We start from the raw sequence: 15,227 nt of genomic DNA on the forward strand, positions 1-15,227 counted from the left end.
ACCTACTTTCCAAAAAAATATCTCTTCATATTTTGGAGGAAATGGCTTTTTTGCAAAGTCAATTCTTCCCCAAATGAATGATTTGCATATCTCGAAGCAATGTCCATAATGGCTTTGGATACATCGGCTTCAGAATCGAAAAGGAGAAAGGGCATTTGTTTGGTAACAGATTTGGGTACGGTTCTATCATCTGGCAAGTACCCTAGAGCTACAGTTTCCATTCCCAAAAATTTCACTAGTGCATTTTGGAGCCGCTTAATCGTTTCTTTGCCGTCCTTACTCGTGAAAACCCGATTGCCAACTAGGAACAATGGAATCTCTTTATTTACAGAATGGATATATTTCATTGCGGAATATGCATCCATGATAGAAGTAGGTTCAGGCGTCGTGATAACGACTAATTCATCCACACATAACAGGAATTTCATGGAATCCGGAGTGATGCCTGCACCCATATCAAATAAGATATAATCGTAATTCGCCAACAATAAACTGAATTCTTCATTAAACCGGGTATACTTACCTTCATCAAGTGAAAAGAGATTCGTCAACCCTGTTCCACCAGTAATGATTGAAATTTTTCCCGGTCCTGCCATGATGATATCCTTCAAACTACAATCTTTTTCAAAAAAATCAATAATACTGCAGGGAGAGTGTTTCCCGATCAAAATATCAATATTCCCCATACCGATATCCATGTCGAACAACAGTACTTTTTTGCCTCTTTGGGATAAGGCAATGGAAAAATTCAAAGAAAAGTTTGATTTTCCCACTCCACCTTTACCGCTTAAAACGGCAATCGTTTTGGCCATTGATTGATTTTGGCGGGCTTCCAATCTTCTTCGTAAATTCTCAGCTTGATCTTTCATATTTTTTAGCCCCAAAAGCCATATTCAATAGCTGTGATGATGTAGCTATTTCAATATCGTCCGGCACATTCTGTCCATCTGTTATATAGGCGGCTCCTAATTTATGAGTGTGCATAAAATTGAATATCGGGCCGAAAGTGGAAGTCTCGTCCGCTTTTGTAAAAATGACCTGTTTAATCGGCATGGTAGCAAACTGTCGATAAATATCTTCCATATCCTTTTGCTTAGAAGTCAATGACAACACTAAATAGGTTTCCATCTCATCTGTAAAATGGATGATTTCATTAAGATCCTTAACATATTGCGGGTTGCGGAAATTCCTTCCGGCCGTATCAATAAAAACAAAATCATAATGGGAAAAACGTTCAGCCGCCCTTTTGAAGTCTTCCAAATTATAAGCGACTTCAATGGGAACGTTTAAAATCTTGGCATATGTCTTAAGTTGATCTATTGCAGCAATCCTGTACGTATCCGTCGTAATGAAAGCCACCTTTTTATCATGCTTCAACATGGTTTCCGCAGCTACTTTTGCCAAGGTCGTTGTCTTTCCCACACCTGTTGGGCCAACAATATTAATATACTTTTTTCCCAGCCCGGGTTTTCCGTTTTCGACCTTTTCCAAAATCCCGAACATGGCTTCTTCCAACCAAACTTGAACCTCTTCATCAGTGGATCGTTGTTTAAAAACGAACCATTTTTCAAGTAGTTCATCCATGATTTGGGACCGAAGTGAAATATCCACATCCTGCTCGGTTAGGTAATCGTGGATTTTCTGCAGTTTCCCCGGATATTTTCTATCTGGTGAATAGATTTGCAAACTCTTTATCATATCTTTCAAACCTTCGATTTCTTTTAATAAGTCCGCACTTTCCCTCTTGCCTTCATTAGGTTCAGGGGCATGACTTTCCATTTCCAGCTTTGATGGCAACTTCTTCGGTTTTTGTTTGGTTACGGTTCGGATAGGCTGGGACAAGGGGTCTATGGCTGCAATGACTTCAATATTCCTCTTTTTGAATAATCCTAAGAAACCACCAGTATATACAGCCTTAGAACTTAAGATTACAGCATCGCAGCCTAGTTCCTCCCTTATTCGCTTCATTGCCTCGTTCATTGATGGTGCCAAATATTTCTTTACCTTCAATCGATATTCACCACCCCTACACTTTGTACTTCTACATTAGATTCGAGTTCATTGTATGAAAGAATCGGTACATTAGGAAAATACCGTTCAGTTAATTGCCGGGCATACATCCTTACTGCTGGAGAACAGAGTAAGATCGGTTGGTGATCCATTAGGGTCAGCTCTTCCAATTTGGCTGCAATTGCCTCCAATATGGATTGCGATATGGTTGGATCCAATGATAAAAAATTACCATGTTCGGTTTGCTGTACACCATCCGTGATGGTCTTTTCCACTCTCCCCGATAATGTTATGACTTTTATTCTATTCTCATCCGAAATAAAAGAATTCGTTATTTGTCTGGCTAAATTCTGCCTTACATATTCAGTAAGTAAATCTGTGTCAGTCGATAACTTGCCATAATCAGCAAGTGTTTCGAAAATGATCGGTAAGTTCCTTATTGAAACTTTTTCCTTCAATAATTTTGCCAATACCTTTTGTACATCTCCTATAGACAAGGGATTTGGAGTGACTTCCTCCACTAGTATAGGTGCCGTTTCGTGGAGATGATCGATCAATTGTTTCGTTTCCTGCCTGCCCAATAATTCCTGCGCATTGGCCTTTATGACTTCCGTCAAGTGAGTGGATACAACACTTGGCGGGTCCACAACTGTATAACCCAACATTTCGGCATGTTCTTTCATATCATCCGTGATCCACTTGGCCGGTAAACCGAAAGACGGTTCCATCGTATCGATTCCTTCTATTGAATCATCCTCCATCCCCGGACTCATGGCCAAGAAATGATTAAGGAGCAATTCTCCCTTTGCCATGACACTTCCTTTAATCTTCAGCCGATACTCATTGGGATTCAACTGAATGTTATCGCGTATTCTGACAACAGGGATCACGAGCCCCAATTCAATTGCAAGCTGCCTGCGGATCATGACGACCCGGTCCAGTAGGTCTCCCCCTTGATTGGCATCCGCAAGCGGAATCAATCCATATCCAAACTCAAATTCGATCGGGTCGACACTTAAAAGGTTAACGACGCTTTCTGGACTTTTCATTTCATCGTTTTCCAGCACTTCTTCCATTTCTTGTATTTCACTTTCATCCTGCTTTGGTATCCTTGAAATTGTATACCCTCCAACGACTAATAAGGCAGCGATCGGAATGGTGAATAAGTCGGAAATGGGAGTGAATAACCCTAAAAGGAAAATGGTTGCTGCTGTTAGGTAAAGCATTTTGGGGAATTGAAATAACTGTTCAACAATATCCGCTCCGAGGTTTCCATTCGAGGCTGCCCGGGTTACGACTATTCCCGTAGCTGTAGAAATCAATAAAGCAGGTACCTGACTCACGATACCGTCACCAACCGATAGCATGGAAAAATGGACGGCCGCTTCTCCAAAGCTCATGTCCAATTGCATGACGCCAATAATCATACCGAAAATCAAGTTAATGATGACAATGATGATGCCCGCTATGGCGTCCCCTTTAACAAACTTACTCGCTCCATCCATGGATCCATAAAAGTCTGCTTCGTTACTAATTTTTTCCCTTCTGGCACGTGCTTCGTTTTCGGAGATCATCCCAGCATTTAAATCTGCATCAATGGCCATCTGTTTCCCTGGCATCGCGTCCAGCGTAAACCTTGCCGCTACCTCCGAGACCCGTTCGGAACCTTTCGTGATGACGATGAAATTGATGATGACCAAAATGATGAATACAACCAATCCTACAAGCACGTTACCGCCGACTACAAACGACCCAAAGGTTTCTACAACTCCTCCAGCATCACCATATGTCAAAATGGCACGAGTCGTCGAAACATTCAACCCCAGCCTGAACAATGTCAGTAAAAGGAGCAAGGAAGGAAAGATTGAAAATTCGAGAGGTTCTTTCATATTCATCGTAGTCAATAGAACCAGCAGCGCAAGAGAGATATTTAAAAGGAGTAAAATACTTAACAACCATGTTGGCAATGGAATGACCAACATGGCAACGATCATGATGACGCTTGATATAACAACTAAATCTCTTGCTCGCATGTTTTTTCTCTCCTAACTAGCGGGTTACCCTATTGCTTCTTTACAGTTTACCTTTGGTTTTATATACAAAGGCCAGTATTTCAGCGACCGCCTTAAAGAACTCTTCAGGTATCGCCTGGCCTAATTCAGCTTGATCATATAAAGATCTGGACAAAGGCCGATTTTCCACCATGATCACATCGTTTTCTTTAGCGATGAATTTAATTTTCTGAGCGACAAAATCAACGCCCTTTGCCACTACATACGGAGCCTCAGCTTTTTCTTCATCATATTTTAAAGCAATAGCAAAATGCGTCGGGTTAGTGATGACGACATCCGCATTGGGAATTTCCTGCATCATTCTTTGAGCGGCCATCTGCCTTTGCTTTTGCTTTATCTTGGTTTTGATGAGCGGGTCCCCTTCGGAATTTTTATACTCATCCTTAATATCCTGTTTGGACATCCGGATATTTTTTTCAAAGTCATATTTTTGGTACAAATAGTCTAATAGAGCAATGAACAATAAAGCCAAGGCAGCATAAAACCCTACTTTAATCGTAATATCCGCCAATGTTGCCATGGCTTCTTCCACAGAAACCTGAGATAAAATCATAATCTCGTCCATGCGCTGCCATAGTACATAAAAGGCAACAAAACCAACAAATGATATTTTAAGAATGGATTTCAATAATTCAACAATGGCCCTCATTGAAAAAATTCGTTTGAATCCTTTAATGGGATCCAATTTATCAAGTTTGAACTGAATGGATTCAGTCGAAAACAAAAACCCGATTTGCATGACATTAGCCAATATCCCAGCCACTATCGCTGCTGCGAAAACGGGTCCTAGGATAAGGCCCATCTCCTTTAAAACCTCAATCATGATAATTTGCATATTCTCCTCGCTGAATCCAGTCAAGGTAAAATGTTGCAGGTATTCTTTCATGAGACCGAGCAGATGATTATACATGTATGGTCCCATAAGCAATAGCACTGAAAACACTGCAATTAAATTCACAGAGGTATTTACATCCTGACTCTTTGCCACCTGACCTTTTTTCTTCGAATCCTGACGTTTTTTTGGAGTCGCTTTTTCGGTCTTCTCACCAGCGAAAAATTGTAAATCCAGCTGAAAACTCTCCATATCAAACGCCTCCAATCAACTGCATTAGTTGACGCATAGTCAAAAGCAAAAAATTGAAGAGTTGGGTTACAACCGTCATCATCATCCCCATTATCAGTATGATAACCGCTAAGCCGGCAATGATTTTCACTGGAATTCCGACAACGAACACATTTAATTGAGGGACTGTCCTGGCAAGGATCCCTAGCGTGACATCCACTAAAAATATACTTCCCACTACAGGTATGGACATTTGAAAAGCAATCATGAAAGCTTTACTGAAAGCTTTGGCCAAATATTCTATCAGTGTATGATCTCCGAATGGTACAAATAATTGGTCAATCGGGATGAACTGATAACTATAAAAAATTCCATCCAAAAGCAAATGATGGCCGTTAGTACTCAATAGGAATAATAAAGCGATTGTATAAAGGTATTGTCCCATCAACGGGCTTTGTGCCCCCGTTTGGGGATCGATGACATTGGCAATTGAAAAACCCATTTGAAAATCAATCAATCCGCCAGCGATTTGTACGGCCGATAAAATCATATAAGCTGCAAACCCGATAAAAAGCCCAACCAGCGCTTCCTTCATGATCAATAAATAAAATGTGACATCCAATTCCAGAACCGGAGCATTGATGGTGTAGTACATAATCCAGGCAAGGAAGATCCCAAGCCCTACCCGATGTTGTACCGGTATTGATCGGTACGAAAAAATCGGCATGGCCACGAAAAACGTAGTGACCCGGACCACCATTAATAAAAAGGCGGGAAAGTGCGGAAATAATTCCTCCATGCCCTACCCTACAAATCGATTCAGGTTACCGAATATTTCATTTGCATAGGATAATAGGTGGCTCAGCATCCATGGAGCCAATAAAATGAGTCCCAGTAAGACTGCGACGATTTTTGGAACAAATGCCAAGGTTTGTTCCTGAATCTGTGTAGTCGCCTGAAAGATGCTTACTAACAGTCCTACAATAAGAGCGATTACCATCAATGGGCCAGCGATAATCAATACCATATAAATTCCTTTTTCTGCTATATCAATAACAAACTCCGCACTCATTTTTTTTGCTCACCTGCCTAAAAACTCTGTAATAAAGACTTCACTACTAAATACCATCCGTCAACAAGAATGAAAAGGAGGATTTTAAATGGCAGGGAAATCATGACTGGCGGCAACATCATCATCCCCATCGACATCAGGACACTTGCAACGACCATATCAATAACCAAAAATGGAATGAAAATCATAAAACCTATTTGAAAAGCCGTTTTGATTTCACTGATAGCAAAAGCTGGTACAAAGGCAGTCAAGGGTATGTCCTGTATCGTTTCCGGCTTATCCACCTTGGCATACTCCAAGAATAACGCCAGATCCTTTTGCCTTGTATGGCCACTCATGAATTCCTTAAATGGTATCGAGGCCTGTACATATGCCTCTTCTAAATCTATCTCTTCATTAAATAACGGGGTTAATGCCTTTTCATTCACTTCCTGAAAAGTCGGTGCCATTATGAAGAATGTCATGAAAAGTGCCAGGCCGACCAACACCTGATTAGGCGGCATCTGCTGGGTAGCTAGCGATGTTCTCACAAAGCTCAGGACAATGATGATTCTTGTAAAACAGGTCATCAAGATCAATATGCTTGGAGCCAGCGATAAGACAGTCATTAGAAGAACAAGTTTGACGGAAGTAGAGACATTAGTGGGATCACTGTTATTAAAAAACTCCATGAACTCATTCATTGTCTCTTCCTTTCCTACCAAGCTCCTTAAACAGCTTTTTCCTGCTATCAGACATTTGATCAAGTTGATTTTTGAACTCTGCAGAGAAACTAGCCGTTTCGGATCCGTTTTTCTTCAACCACTTATTTTTCAACTTCATTGCAAGTTCCCCAGGCTGGATCATTTGATCGATCTTATCGTTGTAATCTTTCAAAAGCTGTTCATACTCCTCGGGATCATCTATTTCTTTCAAGAGCTGAATATTTTCGCCAACCCCGATCACCAATATTCGCCCGCCTACTTTAACAAGCTGGACAGAACGATTTGCACCAAGGCCCGTACCGCCTAAATTCTCCACTGAATTCGCCTTTTGATACGATTTACTTTTTTTATTGATGAACTTCAATAGGATATATAGAAGTGCCACTACAAAAATAGTAGCAAATATCATCCTCAGAAACTCCCAAAAGGTTATCCCCACTTTGTCAGGGTTCGAAGCCTGTTTGGTAGATATCGAGTCTTTTGATTCATCTTTATCCACCATTAAATCATCTGGCTGTTGATAAATATCCTTCACTGTTTTTTCAAGATCTTCCGCATGGGCCTGTATGGCCCCAGAGAAGAATACTGCTATCATCAGTGAGACCTGTAGCCATTTTTTAATTAAAAACAATATGAAGACACCCTCTTAACTTAATGCTTTATTTATGGCTTCCAATACCCGGTCAGCCTGGAATGGCTTCACGATAAAGTCTTTTGCACCCGCCTGGATTGCATCAATGACCATGGCTTGCTGCCCCATCGCTGAACACATAATGACCTTAGCTTGAGGATTCACCTTTTTAATTTCCTTTAATGCTGTAATTCCATCCATTTCGGGCATGGTAATATCCATCGTTACAAGATCCGGAAGGTTTTCTTTATATTTATCCACTGCTTGGGCGCCATCTGCAGCTTCCCCGACTATTTCAAAACCATTTTTAGAAAGGATATCCTTTATCATCATTCTCATAAATGCTGCATCGTCCACAATTAATATTCTATTAGCCATTATTTTCGTCCCCCAAATTATCTTATTTTATTTAATCGGTCACTTTGACTCATGATATCCGTAACACGCACTCCAAAGTTTTCATCAATCACCACTACCTCACCTTTTGCTATCAAGCGGCTGTTTACCAGGATATCCACTGGCTCTCCTGCTAATTTATCCAATTCGATGATCGATCCGGAGGACAGCTCCAAAATATCCTTGACGGAGCGTTTCGTTCTTCCAAGCTCCACAGTTACTTGCAAAGGGATATCCATCAGCATGCTGAGATTTTTCGTTTCAGACTCCTGAAGCTGATAAGGCTGAAAACTAGTGAAACTGGCAGGCTGAACATTTACCGGCTGTCCTGTTGGTACGGATGAAACTCCAAAATGTTGTGGTACATTCGGTATTTGGTTCGTAGGTTGGGTTTGGTGTTCGCCTTGTCCATACGTTTCATTTGCCGATCGATCAGACCGGTCCTGGAATGGTGCTGGCTCCTGAGTTGGAATGTTTGTTACTGGATCACTTAGTACTTTTTGCGTTTTCATATCGGTAGGTTCGCTTTCGCTCGTCCCATTTAATAATCCAGAAACTAACCCTTTAGCAAACTCTAATGGCAACAATTGCATAATACTGGAATCAATTAAATTGCCAACACGGAGGCGGAACGAGATTTTTGCAAATAAATCCTCGTCCGGTATCGCATTTTCACCTTCACCATTTAAAAAGTTAAGTAAATCTATGCTAGGTGGAGAAATATCCACTTTTTTTCTGAAAATGGTCGACATGGATGTCGCAGCAGAACCCATCATTTGGTTCATGGCTTCTTGGACAGCACTCAATTGAATTTCTCCAAGCAGGCCAGAAGGATTCTCCCCATCTCCGCCAAGCATCAAATCTGCAATGATAGCAGCATCGCTCTGCTTGATTACCAGCATATTTATACCTGAAAAACCTTCTGTATATTGCACTTGAATCGCTACATACGGATGCGGGAATTCTTCCGCGATCTGTCCCCTTTCAATTAAAGTAACCGTAGGGGTGGTGATATCCACTTTCTGATTCAACAAAGTGGATAGGGCAGTGGCCGAACTTCCGAAGGAGATATTACCAATTTCACCGAGGGCGTCCAGTTCCATCATAGATAAATAATCGTCAATCGAGAGAGGGATCACCTCATCTTCTATATCACTTGTACCTTTTAAAAGGGCATCTATCTCGTCTTGTGAAAGCATTTCATCACTTACCATCTTCGTCTCCCCCTTTCAAAATATCAAGAATCTGGATAGCATGTTTTTTTCCTACTTTTCCTGGCTGCCCACTGTATTTTGGGATTCCTCCAATTGTAATCGTCAAAGGTTCATCGATTGCCTTATTTAAATCGATGACATCGCCAACATCAAGCAGCAAAAAATCCTGGATGGTGATATCCGTAGAACCAAGTTCGGAAATAATGGGAAGATCTGCGTTTCGGATACATTTTTCCAAAATCTTGATTTCCTCTGGGATTTTTTCCTTTTGGGAATTTTCCATCCAATAATGTGCAGATAACTTTGGTATGATCGGTTCCAATACGACGTGAGGAATGCAAACATTAATCATTCCGCTCGTTTCGCCGATTTGTGTATTCAAGGAAATGACCACAACGGTATCGTTGGGCGAAACCAGTTGTAGAAATTGTGGATTCACCTCGAACTCTGTCATCACCGGTTCGATTTCAACAATCGTTCCCCAAGCCTCCTGTAAATTTTCAAAAGCCTTCTCGAATAAATTCGACATGATTTTCGTTTCTATTTCCGTTAAACTCTTTACCTTATTCACGCTTATGCCCCGCCCGCCCAAAACACGATCCATCATGGAATAGGCGATATTCGGGTTGACCTCAAGAATGATTCGGCCATCCAAGGGCGGTACCTCAAAAACATTGATGATGGTCATTTTCGGAATCGATCTGATAAACTCTTCGTATGGTATTTGATCTGCCGAAGCAACGGATATTTGGACATATGTTCTAAGCTGAGCAGAAAAGTATGTGGTCAGCAACCTTGCAAAGTTCTCGTGTATCCTAGTCAAACTCCGGATTTGATCCTTTGAAAACCGAAGCGCTCTTTTAAAGTCGTAAACTTTCACTCTTTTTTCCACTTCTTCTTTTTTCAAATCATCTGCATCCATTTCACCTGTGGAAATGGCCGATAACAAAGCATCGATTTCATTTTGCGATAATATTTCCCCGGTCATTAACACTCACCTCCAAAGCTCCCCTTCTTATTTAATGAAGCAAGGATGTTCTTATTGCAGAATCGAGGAGGTTATATAAACCTTTTCAACTTTTCCTTCTTCCATTAATTCATTCATTCTAGTCTTTAACGCTTCTTGAAGCTTTTCCTTGCCTTTTTTACCGGTTAACTCTTCCGCTTTCATTTCGGATAGTTCGGTAATGATGATATTTTTCACTTGAAAATTTCTTTTTTCCAACTCTTCTTTTGCTTTTTTATTTTCTGTTTGGACCATAAATGAGATTTTGATATAATCATTGCTGGCAAGATTCGTAGTAATTTCAGGAATCTCAACTGATGATTTGACAATTTCGTCAATGCTAGGTTTATCTTCGGCAGATGTGGGATCAGATAAATTTGTCACAACCACGACCGCTATGACACCTACAAGCGTTATAGCCACGAGTATAATCAACATGATAGTCAATAGATTTTTTTTCATGAACTTTCCTCCACATCCTTACGAAAACCGAGAATATTAACGGTACGATAAAATTGTATAATAGCTTCAACCAGTTCCTCTTCCTTCTCTAGCACAACGATTTTATTACCATTTGTAAAAGTAATGGTCGTATCTGGCAATGACTCGACTGTGTCTATGTACAATGCATTGATATGAAAGCACTTTCCATTGAGCCTTGTAACTTTGATAATGATATTTTGGAGCCAGAGCAAAAGCACCTGGCTCCTCCCTCCCTTAACCTATCGTTTCAAGTTAACCAATTCTTGTAAAATTTCATCCGATGTCGTGATGATCCTGGAATTCGATTGGAAACCACGTTGCGCAACGATCATTTCAGTAAACTCTTCGGATAAATCCACATTGGACATTTCCAATGAACCTGATGCAATCACACCGCGTCCCTCACCTGCGATATTGATGTTTGCAGTACCTGAATTGATTGATTCCTGAAAAGTGTTACCACCTGTTTTCGTCAAGCCTGATGCATTGGAAAACTTGGCAACTACCAGTTGGCCTAAGGTTGTGATAAGACCGTTGGAATATACGCCATTTATTTCCCCTGATGAACCAATATTAAAGCTTTCCAGTTTTCCTTCTTTATTACCATTCGGATTGACAAGAGCAGTAGTGGAACCTTTAACTTGAGTAAGGTTCGAGAAATCAAAATCCAAATTAACTTTTTGAACACTTTCATCAACTGCTGTATCCAAGTCATCCTCTTTGCCGCTTGAAATGTTAATGGTTTGACCTGTCTGGGTTTTATCAGCCGCCACTATCTGACCATTAGCATCGAAATTCACTGAAGTGAACGGTTTTGGTTGAGTTATTGATGTATCCCCCAAAGCAGCAGGTTCTTCATCAAAAAGCTCCCATTTATCATCACCGTTTTTTTGGAAATAGATAGTTGCCGTTTGTTCTTTACCCTTTTCATCCACAACTTTCATTTGCTGGCTAAATACGGTACCATCAATTGCGTCAGCAGCTAGATTTCCACTTACTGATATTTTAGTAGTGGTAATGGCAGGTAAAATCGCATTGACGTTAACTGCAACGTCGCCAATCGTTTTTGACCGTTTACCGTTTTCATCAACCTTGTAAGCCTGTACTTTCAAACCATTCGCGTTGACAAGCGTACCATTATCATCCAGGTAAAAATTCCCTGAACGTGTATATGAAAGAGAATCGCCTTGCTTGACGACGAAATAGCCATCACCAGATATTCCTAAATCAAGATCGCGGCCGGTGGTTTGCAGGCTTGACTGTGTATGGATCGTATCGATTGTGGCAATCGTGGAGCCCAATCCAATTTGTTTAGAATTGGTTCCGCCTTTATTGGCTGTTGCTGCACTTGCACCAGATACCGTTTGGTTCATCGCATCGCTGAATGTCACACGGCTTTTTTTGAAACCATATGTATTGACATTGGCGACGTTATTACCGATAACATCCAATTTTGTTTGTAAGTTTTTTAATCCGCTTATTCCCGAATACATTGAACGAAGCATGTAAAAGCTCCCCTTTCATATTACGACTGCTTCCGTCATTCCACAGTCTAGGCTTCCTATTCCAGGTCCAGCCTATTTATCTAAAATAATGGTTCCATTGATGTTCATGAAAATTTGTGATGTTGCTTCATCCCGGTCCATGACCGTGATGACCTTGTTGTTTTTCGTGCTTACTATGAGTGCCGCATTATCTGTAATGATAAGAGATTCTATTACACCCATCCTTTTGGCCTCATTGGCTTTATCAGCTATTTTGTCCCAGGTTTGTGGTGTTATTTCTATATTCCTTTGACTCATCCGCAATTGAGCATGTTTACTAATGGTCTATTTTTCATTTGTGGTGACAGCAGCTTTAAAATGCTGTTGAAAGCCTTGGTGGATCATCTGCCTTTGCCGCAAGGGTAATTTGTTTGTGACATTAGCAGAGCGGTATTTGCTTGAAAACCAAGTTTATTCATATTCCCGCCCCTTAAGCTTCAGCGATTTTTATCAATTGCTCTGATGAAAACTTGGTGTTGTTTTCATCATCCACTTCAATTTGCAGCTTGCCATTACTCATGGATACCGAGATCACGACAGCAGACGACTCTCCATTTTTTGCGTCCACCCAGGTAACACGCTTGCCTATTAATTCACTTGCCGCCGTCAAGCTATTCGAGGTAGAACTCGTTTGTTTCATTGCAGAAATATTTGCGGGTTCAAGCTTTGTGCCATCTTCTAAAAGAAAATAAACACCATCACCCTTATATTGGATTGATTTAACGATACCCGTCCCTTCTTCTATCGCAAGGACCTCATCGCCTTCATCCAATTTGTGCCAAGTGACTTCCTTACCGACAAAAGAGTTATAGTTCATTAAACTATTTTGTTGATTGATCCCGATTATTTCTTCCATTTGGGCTCCCATATTCATCATCTGTTCCAGAGAAGAAAAAGTGGCCATCTGGGCGATGAATTCCGTATTGTCCATCGGACTTGACGGATCTTGATTTTGAAGCTGGGTAAGCAACAATTTCAAGAAATCATCTTTTCCCAATGCATCCCCGGTTTTTCTGTTTTCAGTTTGAGATTTTGATAATAATAGTGACGTATCGATGGTCGTCATTTTTTCACCTACACTTCCAAATTTAACAGAGCATCGGCAAGGGATCCCGTAAACTCGCTTTCCGTCTCATCATTGCTTTCTTCCTTACTCTCCTGTTGTTCATTATGTTCATCCGCATCTTTATGGCTGAATTTCTCAGAGTTAAACGCATTGAAGGCTTGTGATATTTCAATTCTTTCAATTTGAATGTTTTGTCCGCTAAAGGCTTGTTTTAACCCATGAATCTGATTCTCCAGCATATCTTTGGCCTGAGCAGTAGTAGCCATAATCTTGGCTGACACCCTACCATCCTTTTGAATCAACTCGATTCTTAGGGACCCTAAATGTTCAGGATTCAATCTGATCAACAGTTTATTTATACCGTTCGTTCCGCTAAAGTTCGCCTTACTCAAAATATTTTCAAATTGTTTAACAAACTCTTCTTGACTGACAGTTTGCTCACCTTTGGTAACTGCCAAGACGAATTGCTCCAGCTTTGTCATGAGAAAAGGCATACCAGACCCTTGATGTTTACCGCTATCTTGACTTTGCAAAATCACACCGCTGTTGACTGTCCCCACTTTATTTACCTTGTCACTCCCAGATAATTGCGAGAATACGCTTTTCAATGTTTCTATTGGTTTAGTTTGCCCTTTATCCAAAGTGTTGGATTGATCAGGTTCTGATTCTGATTTTGATCTTGACTGATTGGACAGCCATTTCTCCAGCTTCCCCGTTATCCCATCAAGCAGGTGTTTCATTTGTTTCTGGATGGCCGCTTCATCTTGTGTCATATCCTTATTCTCCGAGAGAAGATTTTGAATTTTCACCAGTTTCAAAAGATTCACCACACCAGATAATAGGGGATCATGCCATTTTTCTTCGCTCAATACAGTAATTTTTTTCAGGATGGTATACAGATCCATGACATTGGCTGATAACAAACTTTGTGGATTCAGGCTGAAGTCATCCACTTCTTGTTCTAAATCCAGATCCTCAATGCTCGCAAAGAAATCAGCAAGGGCACCCTCATCATTTCCGGATGCATTTTTTAGGATCTGTAAAATAAGGTCGTTGTCCTGTTGGTTTACTGAAGGGGCTTCGGCAACACTCCCTTCCCCTGTATCACTTAACCTTTCAAGTTTCAAAAAACCAAGCAAATCCTTTATTACAGACATTCGTCCTTCAGTGATGCCACCCATATCCGATGGAATGGGAGGTTCTGCCCCTATGGCTGATTGAAGGACTGAACCAAACCCTGAATTAGTTTGCTGATTTGGCATAATTGGTACCTTTAAACCTAATGATGTAAAGGGAAGTAAAGAATTAATGGCTGAATTCATATATTCACTTCCTCACTCTTTCCACTTAAGAACTTTGTTCCGTTAGTTTCTTCGTTAACCTTGCAGCATCAGCCGTTGTCATTTGCTCCAAAACCTTAGCTAAAGTGGCTGCTTTCATGCTTGAGAGAATCTCCACTGCATCTTCATCATTCATTTCTATAATGATAGGTGCAGCCTTCTTGGGAGCCATCGTTTCATAAGTACGGATTATATCTTTGAACGCTTGTTTACTACTTTTCTGGCTATCCTTAAGTTGATTCATTTCTGTTTGAAGCTGCTGTTTTTCCGCTACTGCCTTTGCAATGGCCTTGTCACGTGTATCAATGATACCCTCAAGCTTTTCTATCTCTTTTTCCTTGTTTTCAATCTCGTTTTCTAATTTCTCGAGCTTCATGGAAGCTTTCTCTTCATTCTTGGCTGGTTTACCTTTCTCTTCATCCTTTTGATCCGATTCAATGAAGGGTATTTTCGCAGACATTTCCTTTGCCTTTTCCACTACATTCACCCCTGCAACTGTAAAAACGATCAACGCTACAATTACCGCAAAGTTTAATGGAATGAAGATGACAAGAAACCATTGAAACTTATTTATCTTGTTTTCTTCCAATTCTTCCAATCCATTAGATTCACTTTTTTTACGCATT

Annotated in this window: 18 protein-coding genes; all 18 read right to left on the bottom strand. The window is 40.6% G+C overall.

Annotated elements, in window-relative coordinates; translation table 11 throughout:
* Positions 1 to 2: 2 nt before the first annotated feature.
* The 18 genes from Q8G36_RS05685 to Q8G36_RS05770 all read right to left on the bottom strand — a co-directional run bounded on the left by Q8G36_RS05685 (position 3) and on the right by Q8G36_RS05770 (position 15,226).
* Positions 3 to 869: a MinD/ParA family protein gene (locus tag Q8G36_RS05685; RefSeq protein ID WP_305159416.1), complete on the bottom strand. Its 867-nt coding sequence runs from the start codon at positions 867 to 869 to the stop codon at positions 3 to 5.
* A complete protein-coding gene (gene flhF / locus Q8G36_RS05690) occupies positions 853 to 2,010 on the bottom strand; it encodes a flagellar biosynthesis protein FlhF (RefSeq protein WP_305159415.1) in 1,158 nt (385 codons plus the stop codon). Before flhF ends, Q8G36_RS05685 begins: the two co-directional genes overlap by 17 nt.
* Complete coding sequence (flhA, locus tag Q8G36_RS05695) at positions 2,007 to 4,043, bottom strand: flagellar biosynthesis protein FlhA (RefSeq protein WP_305159414.1); 2,037 nt, start codon at positions 4,041 to 4,043, stop codon at positions 2,007 to 2,009. The genes flhF and flhA overlap by 4 nt, the downstream gene beginning before the upstream one ends.
* A gap of 40 nt (positions 4,044 to 4,083) precedes the next feature.
* On the bottom strand, positions 4,084 to 5,166 hold the full coding sequence (gene flhB, locus Q8G36_RS05700; protein WP_305159413.1) for a flagellar biosynthesis protein FlhB: 1,083 nt from the start codon (positions 5,164 to 5,166) through the stop codon (positions 4,084 to 4,086).
* Position 5,167: 1 nt separating this feature from the next.
* The gene (fliR, locus tag Q8G36_RS05705) at positions 5,168 to 5,944 is read right to left on the bottom strand and encodes a flagellar biosynthetic protein FliR (protein WP_305159412.1); all 777 of its coding nucleotides are present in this window, start codon (positions 5,942 to 5,944) and stop codon (positions 5,168 to 5,170) included.
* 3 nt (positions 5,945 to 5,947) lie between these two features.
* A complete protein-coding gene (gene fliQ / locus Q8G36_RS05710; RefSeq protein ID WP_076366504.1) occupies positions 5,948 to 6,217 on the bottom strand; it encodes a flagellar biosynthesis protein FliQ in 270 nt (89 codons plus the stop codon).
* Between the two features lie 17 nt (positions 6,218 to 6,234).
* The gene (gene fliP / locus Q8G36_RS05715; protein ID WP_305159411.1) at positions 6,235 to 6,900 is read right to left on the bottom strand and encodes a flagellar type III secretion system pore protein FliP; all 666 of its coding nucleotides are present in this window, start codon (positions 6,898 to 6,900) and stop codon (positions 6,235 to 6,237) included.
* The gene (locus tag Q8G36_RS05720; protein WP_305159410.1) at positions 6,893 to 7,552 is read right to left on the bottom strand and encodes a flagellar biosynthetic protein FliO; all 660 of its coding nucleotides are present in this window, start codon (positions 7,550 to 7,552) and stop codon (positions 6,893 to 6,895) included. Before Q8G36_RS05720 ends, fliP begins: the two co-directional genes overlap by 8 nt.
* 15 nt (positions 7,553 to 7,567) lie before the next feature.
* Entirely contained in the window at positions 7,568 to 7,930 is a 363-nt protein-coding gene (locus tag Q8G36_RS05725; protein WP_305159409.1) for a response regulator, read from the bottom strand.
* A 17-nt stretch (positions 7,931 to 7,947) separates the two neighbouring features.
* Positions 7,948 to 9,162 carry a flagellar motor switch phosphatase FliY gene (gene fliY / locus Q8G36_RS05730; protein WP_305159408.1) on the bottom strand — a complete coding sequence of 405 codons (1,215 nt, stop codon included), beginning with the start codon at positions 9,160 to 9,162 and terminating at the stop codon, positions 7,948 to 7,950.
* Complete coding sequence (fliM, locus tag Q8G36_RS05735) at positions 9,152 to 10,150, bottom strand: flagellar motor switch protein FliM (protein ID WP_305159407.1); 999 nt, start codon at positions 10,148 to 10,150, stop codon at positions 9,152 to 9,154. Before fliM ends, fliY begins: the two co-directional genes overlap by 11 nt.
* 51 nt (positions 10,151 to 10,201) lie before the next feature.
* Complete coding sequence (fliL, locus tag Q8G36_RS05740) at positions 10,202 to 10,630, bottom strand: flagellar basal body-associated protein FliL (protein ID WP_305159406.1); 429 nt, start codon at positions 10,628 to 10,630, stop codon at positions 10,202 to 10,204.
* Positions 10,627 to 10,869: a flagellar FlbD family protein gene (locus tag Q8G36_RS05745; RefSeq protein WP_370694018.1), complete on the bottom strand. Its 243-nt coding sequence runs from the start codon at positions 10,867 to 10,869 to the stop codon at positions 10,627 to 10,629. The genes fliL and Q8G36_RS05745 overlap by 4 nt, the downstream gene beginning before the upstream one ends.
* Positions 10,870 to 10,890: 21 nt before the next feature.
* Positions 10,891 to 12,156 (bottom strand): flagellar hook protein FlgE, encoded by a 1,266-nt coding sequence (locus Q8G36_RS05750; protein ID WP_305159405.1) that lies wholly within the window; start codon positions 12,154 to 12,156, stop codon positions 10,891 to 10,893.
* 72 nt (positions 12,157 to 12,228) lie between these two features.
* Positions 12,229 to 12,477, bottom strand: coding sequence for a TIGR02530 family flagellar biosynthesis protein (locus Q8G36_RS05755; protein ID WP_305159479.1), 249 nt, complete (start codon positions 12,475 to 12,477; stop codon positions 12,229 to 12,231).
* 148 nt (positions 12,478 to 12,625) lie between these two features.
* A complete protein-coding gene (gene flgD, locus Q8G36_RS05760; protein WP_305159404.1) occupies positions 12,626 to 13,261 on the bottom strand; it encodes a flagellar hook assembly protein FlgD in 636 nt (211 codons plus the stop codon).
* Positions 13,262 to 13,269: 8 nt separating this feature from the next.
* Positions 13,270 to 14,583, bottom strand: a complete 1,314-nt coding sequence (locus Q8G36_RS05765; protein WP_305159403.1) for a flagellar hook-length control protein FliK — start codon at positions 14,581 to 14,583, stop codon at positions 13,270 to 13,272.
* A gap of 25 nt (positions 14,584 to 14,608) precedes the next feature.
* The gene (locus Q8G36_RS05770) at positions 14,609 to 15,226 is read right to left on the bottom strand and encodes a MotE family protein (protein WP_305159402.1); all 618 of its coding nucleotides are present in this window, start codon (positions 15,224 to 15,226) and stop codon (positions 14,609 to 14,611) included.
* Position 15,227: the final 1 nt, after the last annotated feature.

It is taken from the genome of Peribacillus frigoritolerans (assembly GCF_030676415.1).
Taxonomy (GTDB): Bacteria; Bacillota; Bacilli; order Bacillales; family DSM-1321; genus Peribacillus; species Peribacillus frigoritolerans_A.

Coding starts and splice junctions, on each gene's coding strand:
- Q8G36_RS05750 (WP_305159405.1), bottom strand. CDS start 12,156: ATGCTTCGTTCAATGTATTCGGGAATAAGCGGATTAAAAAACTTACAA.
- fliM (WP_305159407.1), bottom strand. CDS start 10,150: ATGACCGGGGAAATATTATCGCAAAATGAAATCGATGCTTTGTTATCG.
- flgD (WP_305159404.1), bottom strand. CDS start 13,261: ATGACGACCATCGATACGTCACTATTATTATCAAAATCTCAAACTGAA.
- fliQ (WP_076366504.1), bottom strand. CDS start 6,217: ATGAGTGCGGAGTTTGTTATTGATATAGCAGAAAAAGGAATTTATATG.
- flhB (WP_305159413.1), bottom strand. CDS start 5,166: ATGGAGAGTTTTCAGCTGGATTTACAATTTTTCGCTGGTGAGAAGACC.
- Q8G36_RS05725 (WP_305159409.1), bottom strand. CDS start 7,930: ATGGCTAATAGAATATTAATTGTGGACGATGCAGCATTTATGAGAATG.
- Q8G36_RS05770 (WP_305159402.1), bottom strand. CDS start 15,226: ATGCGTAAAAAAAGTGAATCTAATGGATTGGAAGAATTGGAAGAAAAC.
- fliP (WP_305159411.1), bottom strand. CDS start 6,900: ATGAATGAGTTCATGGAGTTTTTTAATAACAGTGATCCCACTAATGTC.
- Q8G36_RS05765 (WP_305159403.1), bottom strand. CDS start 14,583: ATGAATTCAGCCATTAATTCTTTACTTCCCTTTACATCATTAGGTTTA.
- fliR (WP_305159412.1), bottom strand. CDS start 5,944: ATGGAGGAATTATTTCCGCACTTTCCCGCCTTTTTATTAATGGTGGTC.
- fliY (WP_305159408.1), bottom strand. CDS start 9,162: ATGGTAAGTGATGAAATGCTTTCACAAGACGAGATAGATGCCCTTTTA.
- flhA (WP_305159414.1), bottom strand. CDS start 4,043: ATGCGAGCAAGAGATTTAGTTGTTATATCAAGCGTCATCATGATCGTT.
- Q8G36_RS05685 (WP_305159416.1), bottom strand. CDS start 869: ATGAAAGATCAAGCTGAGAATTTACGAAGAAGATTGGAAGCCCGCCAA.
- fliL (WP_305159406.1), bottom strand. CDS start 10,630: ATGAAAAAAAATCTATTGACTATCATGTTGATTATACTCGTGGCTATA.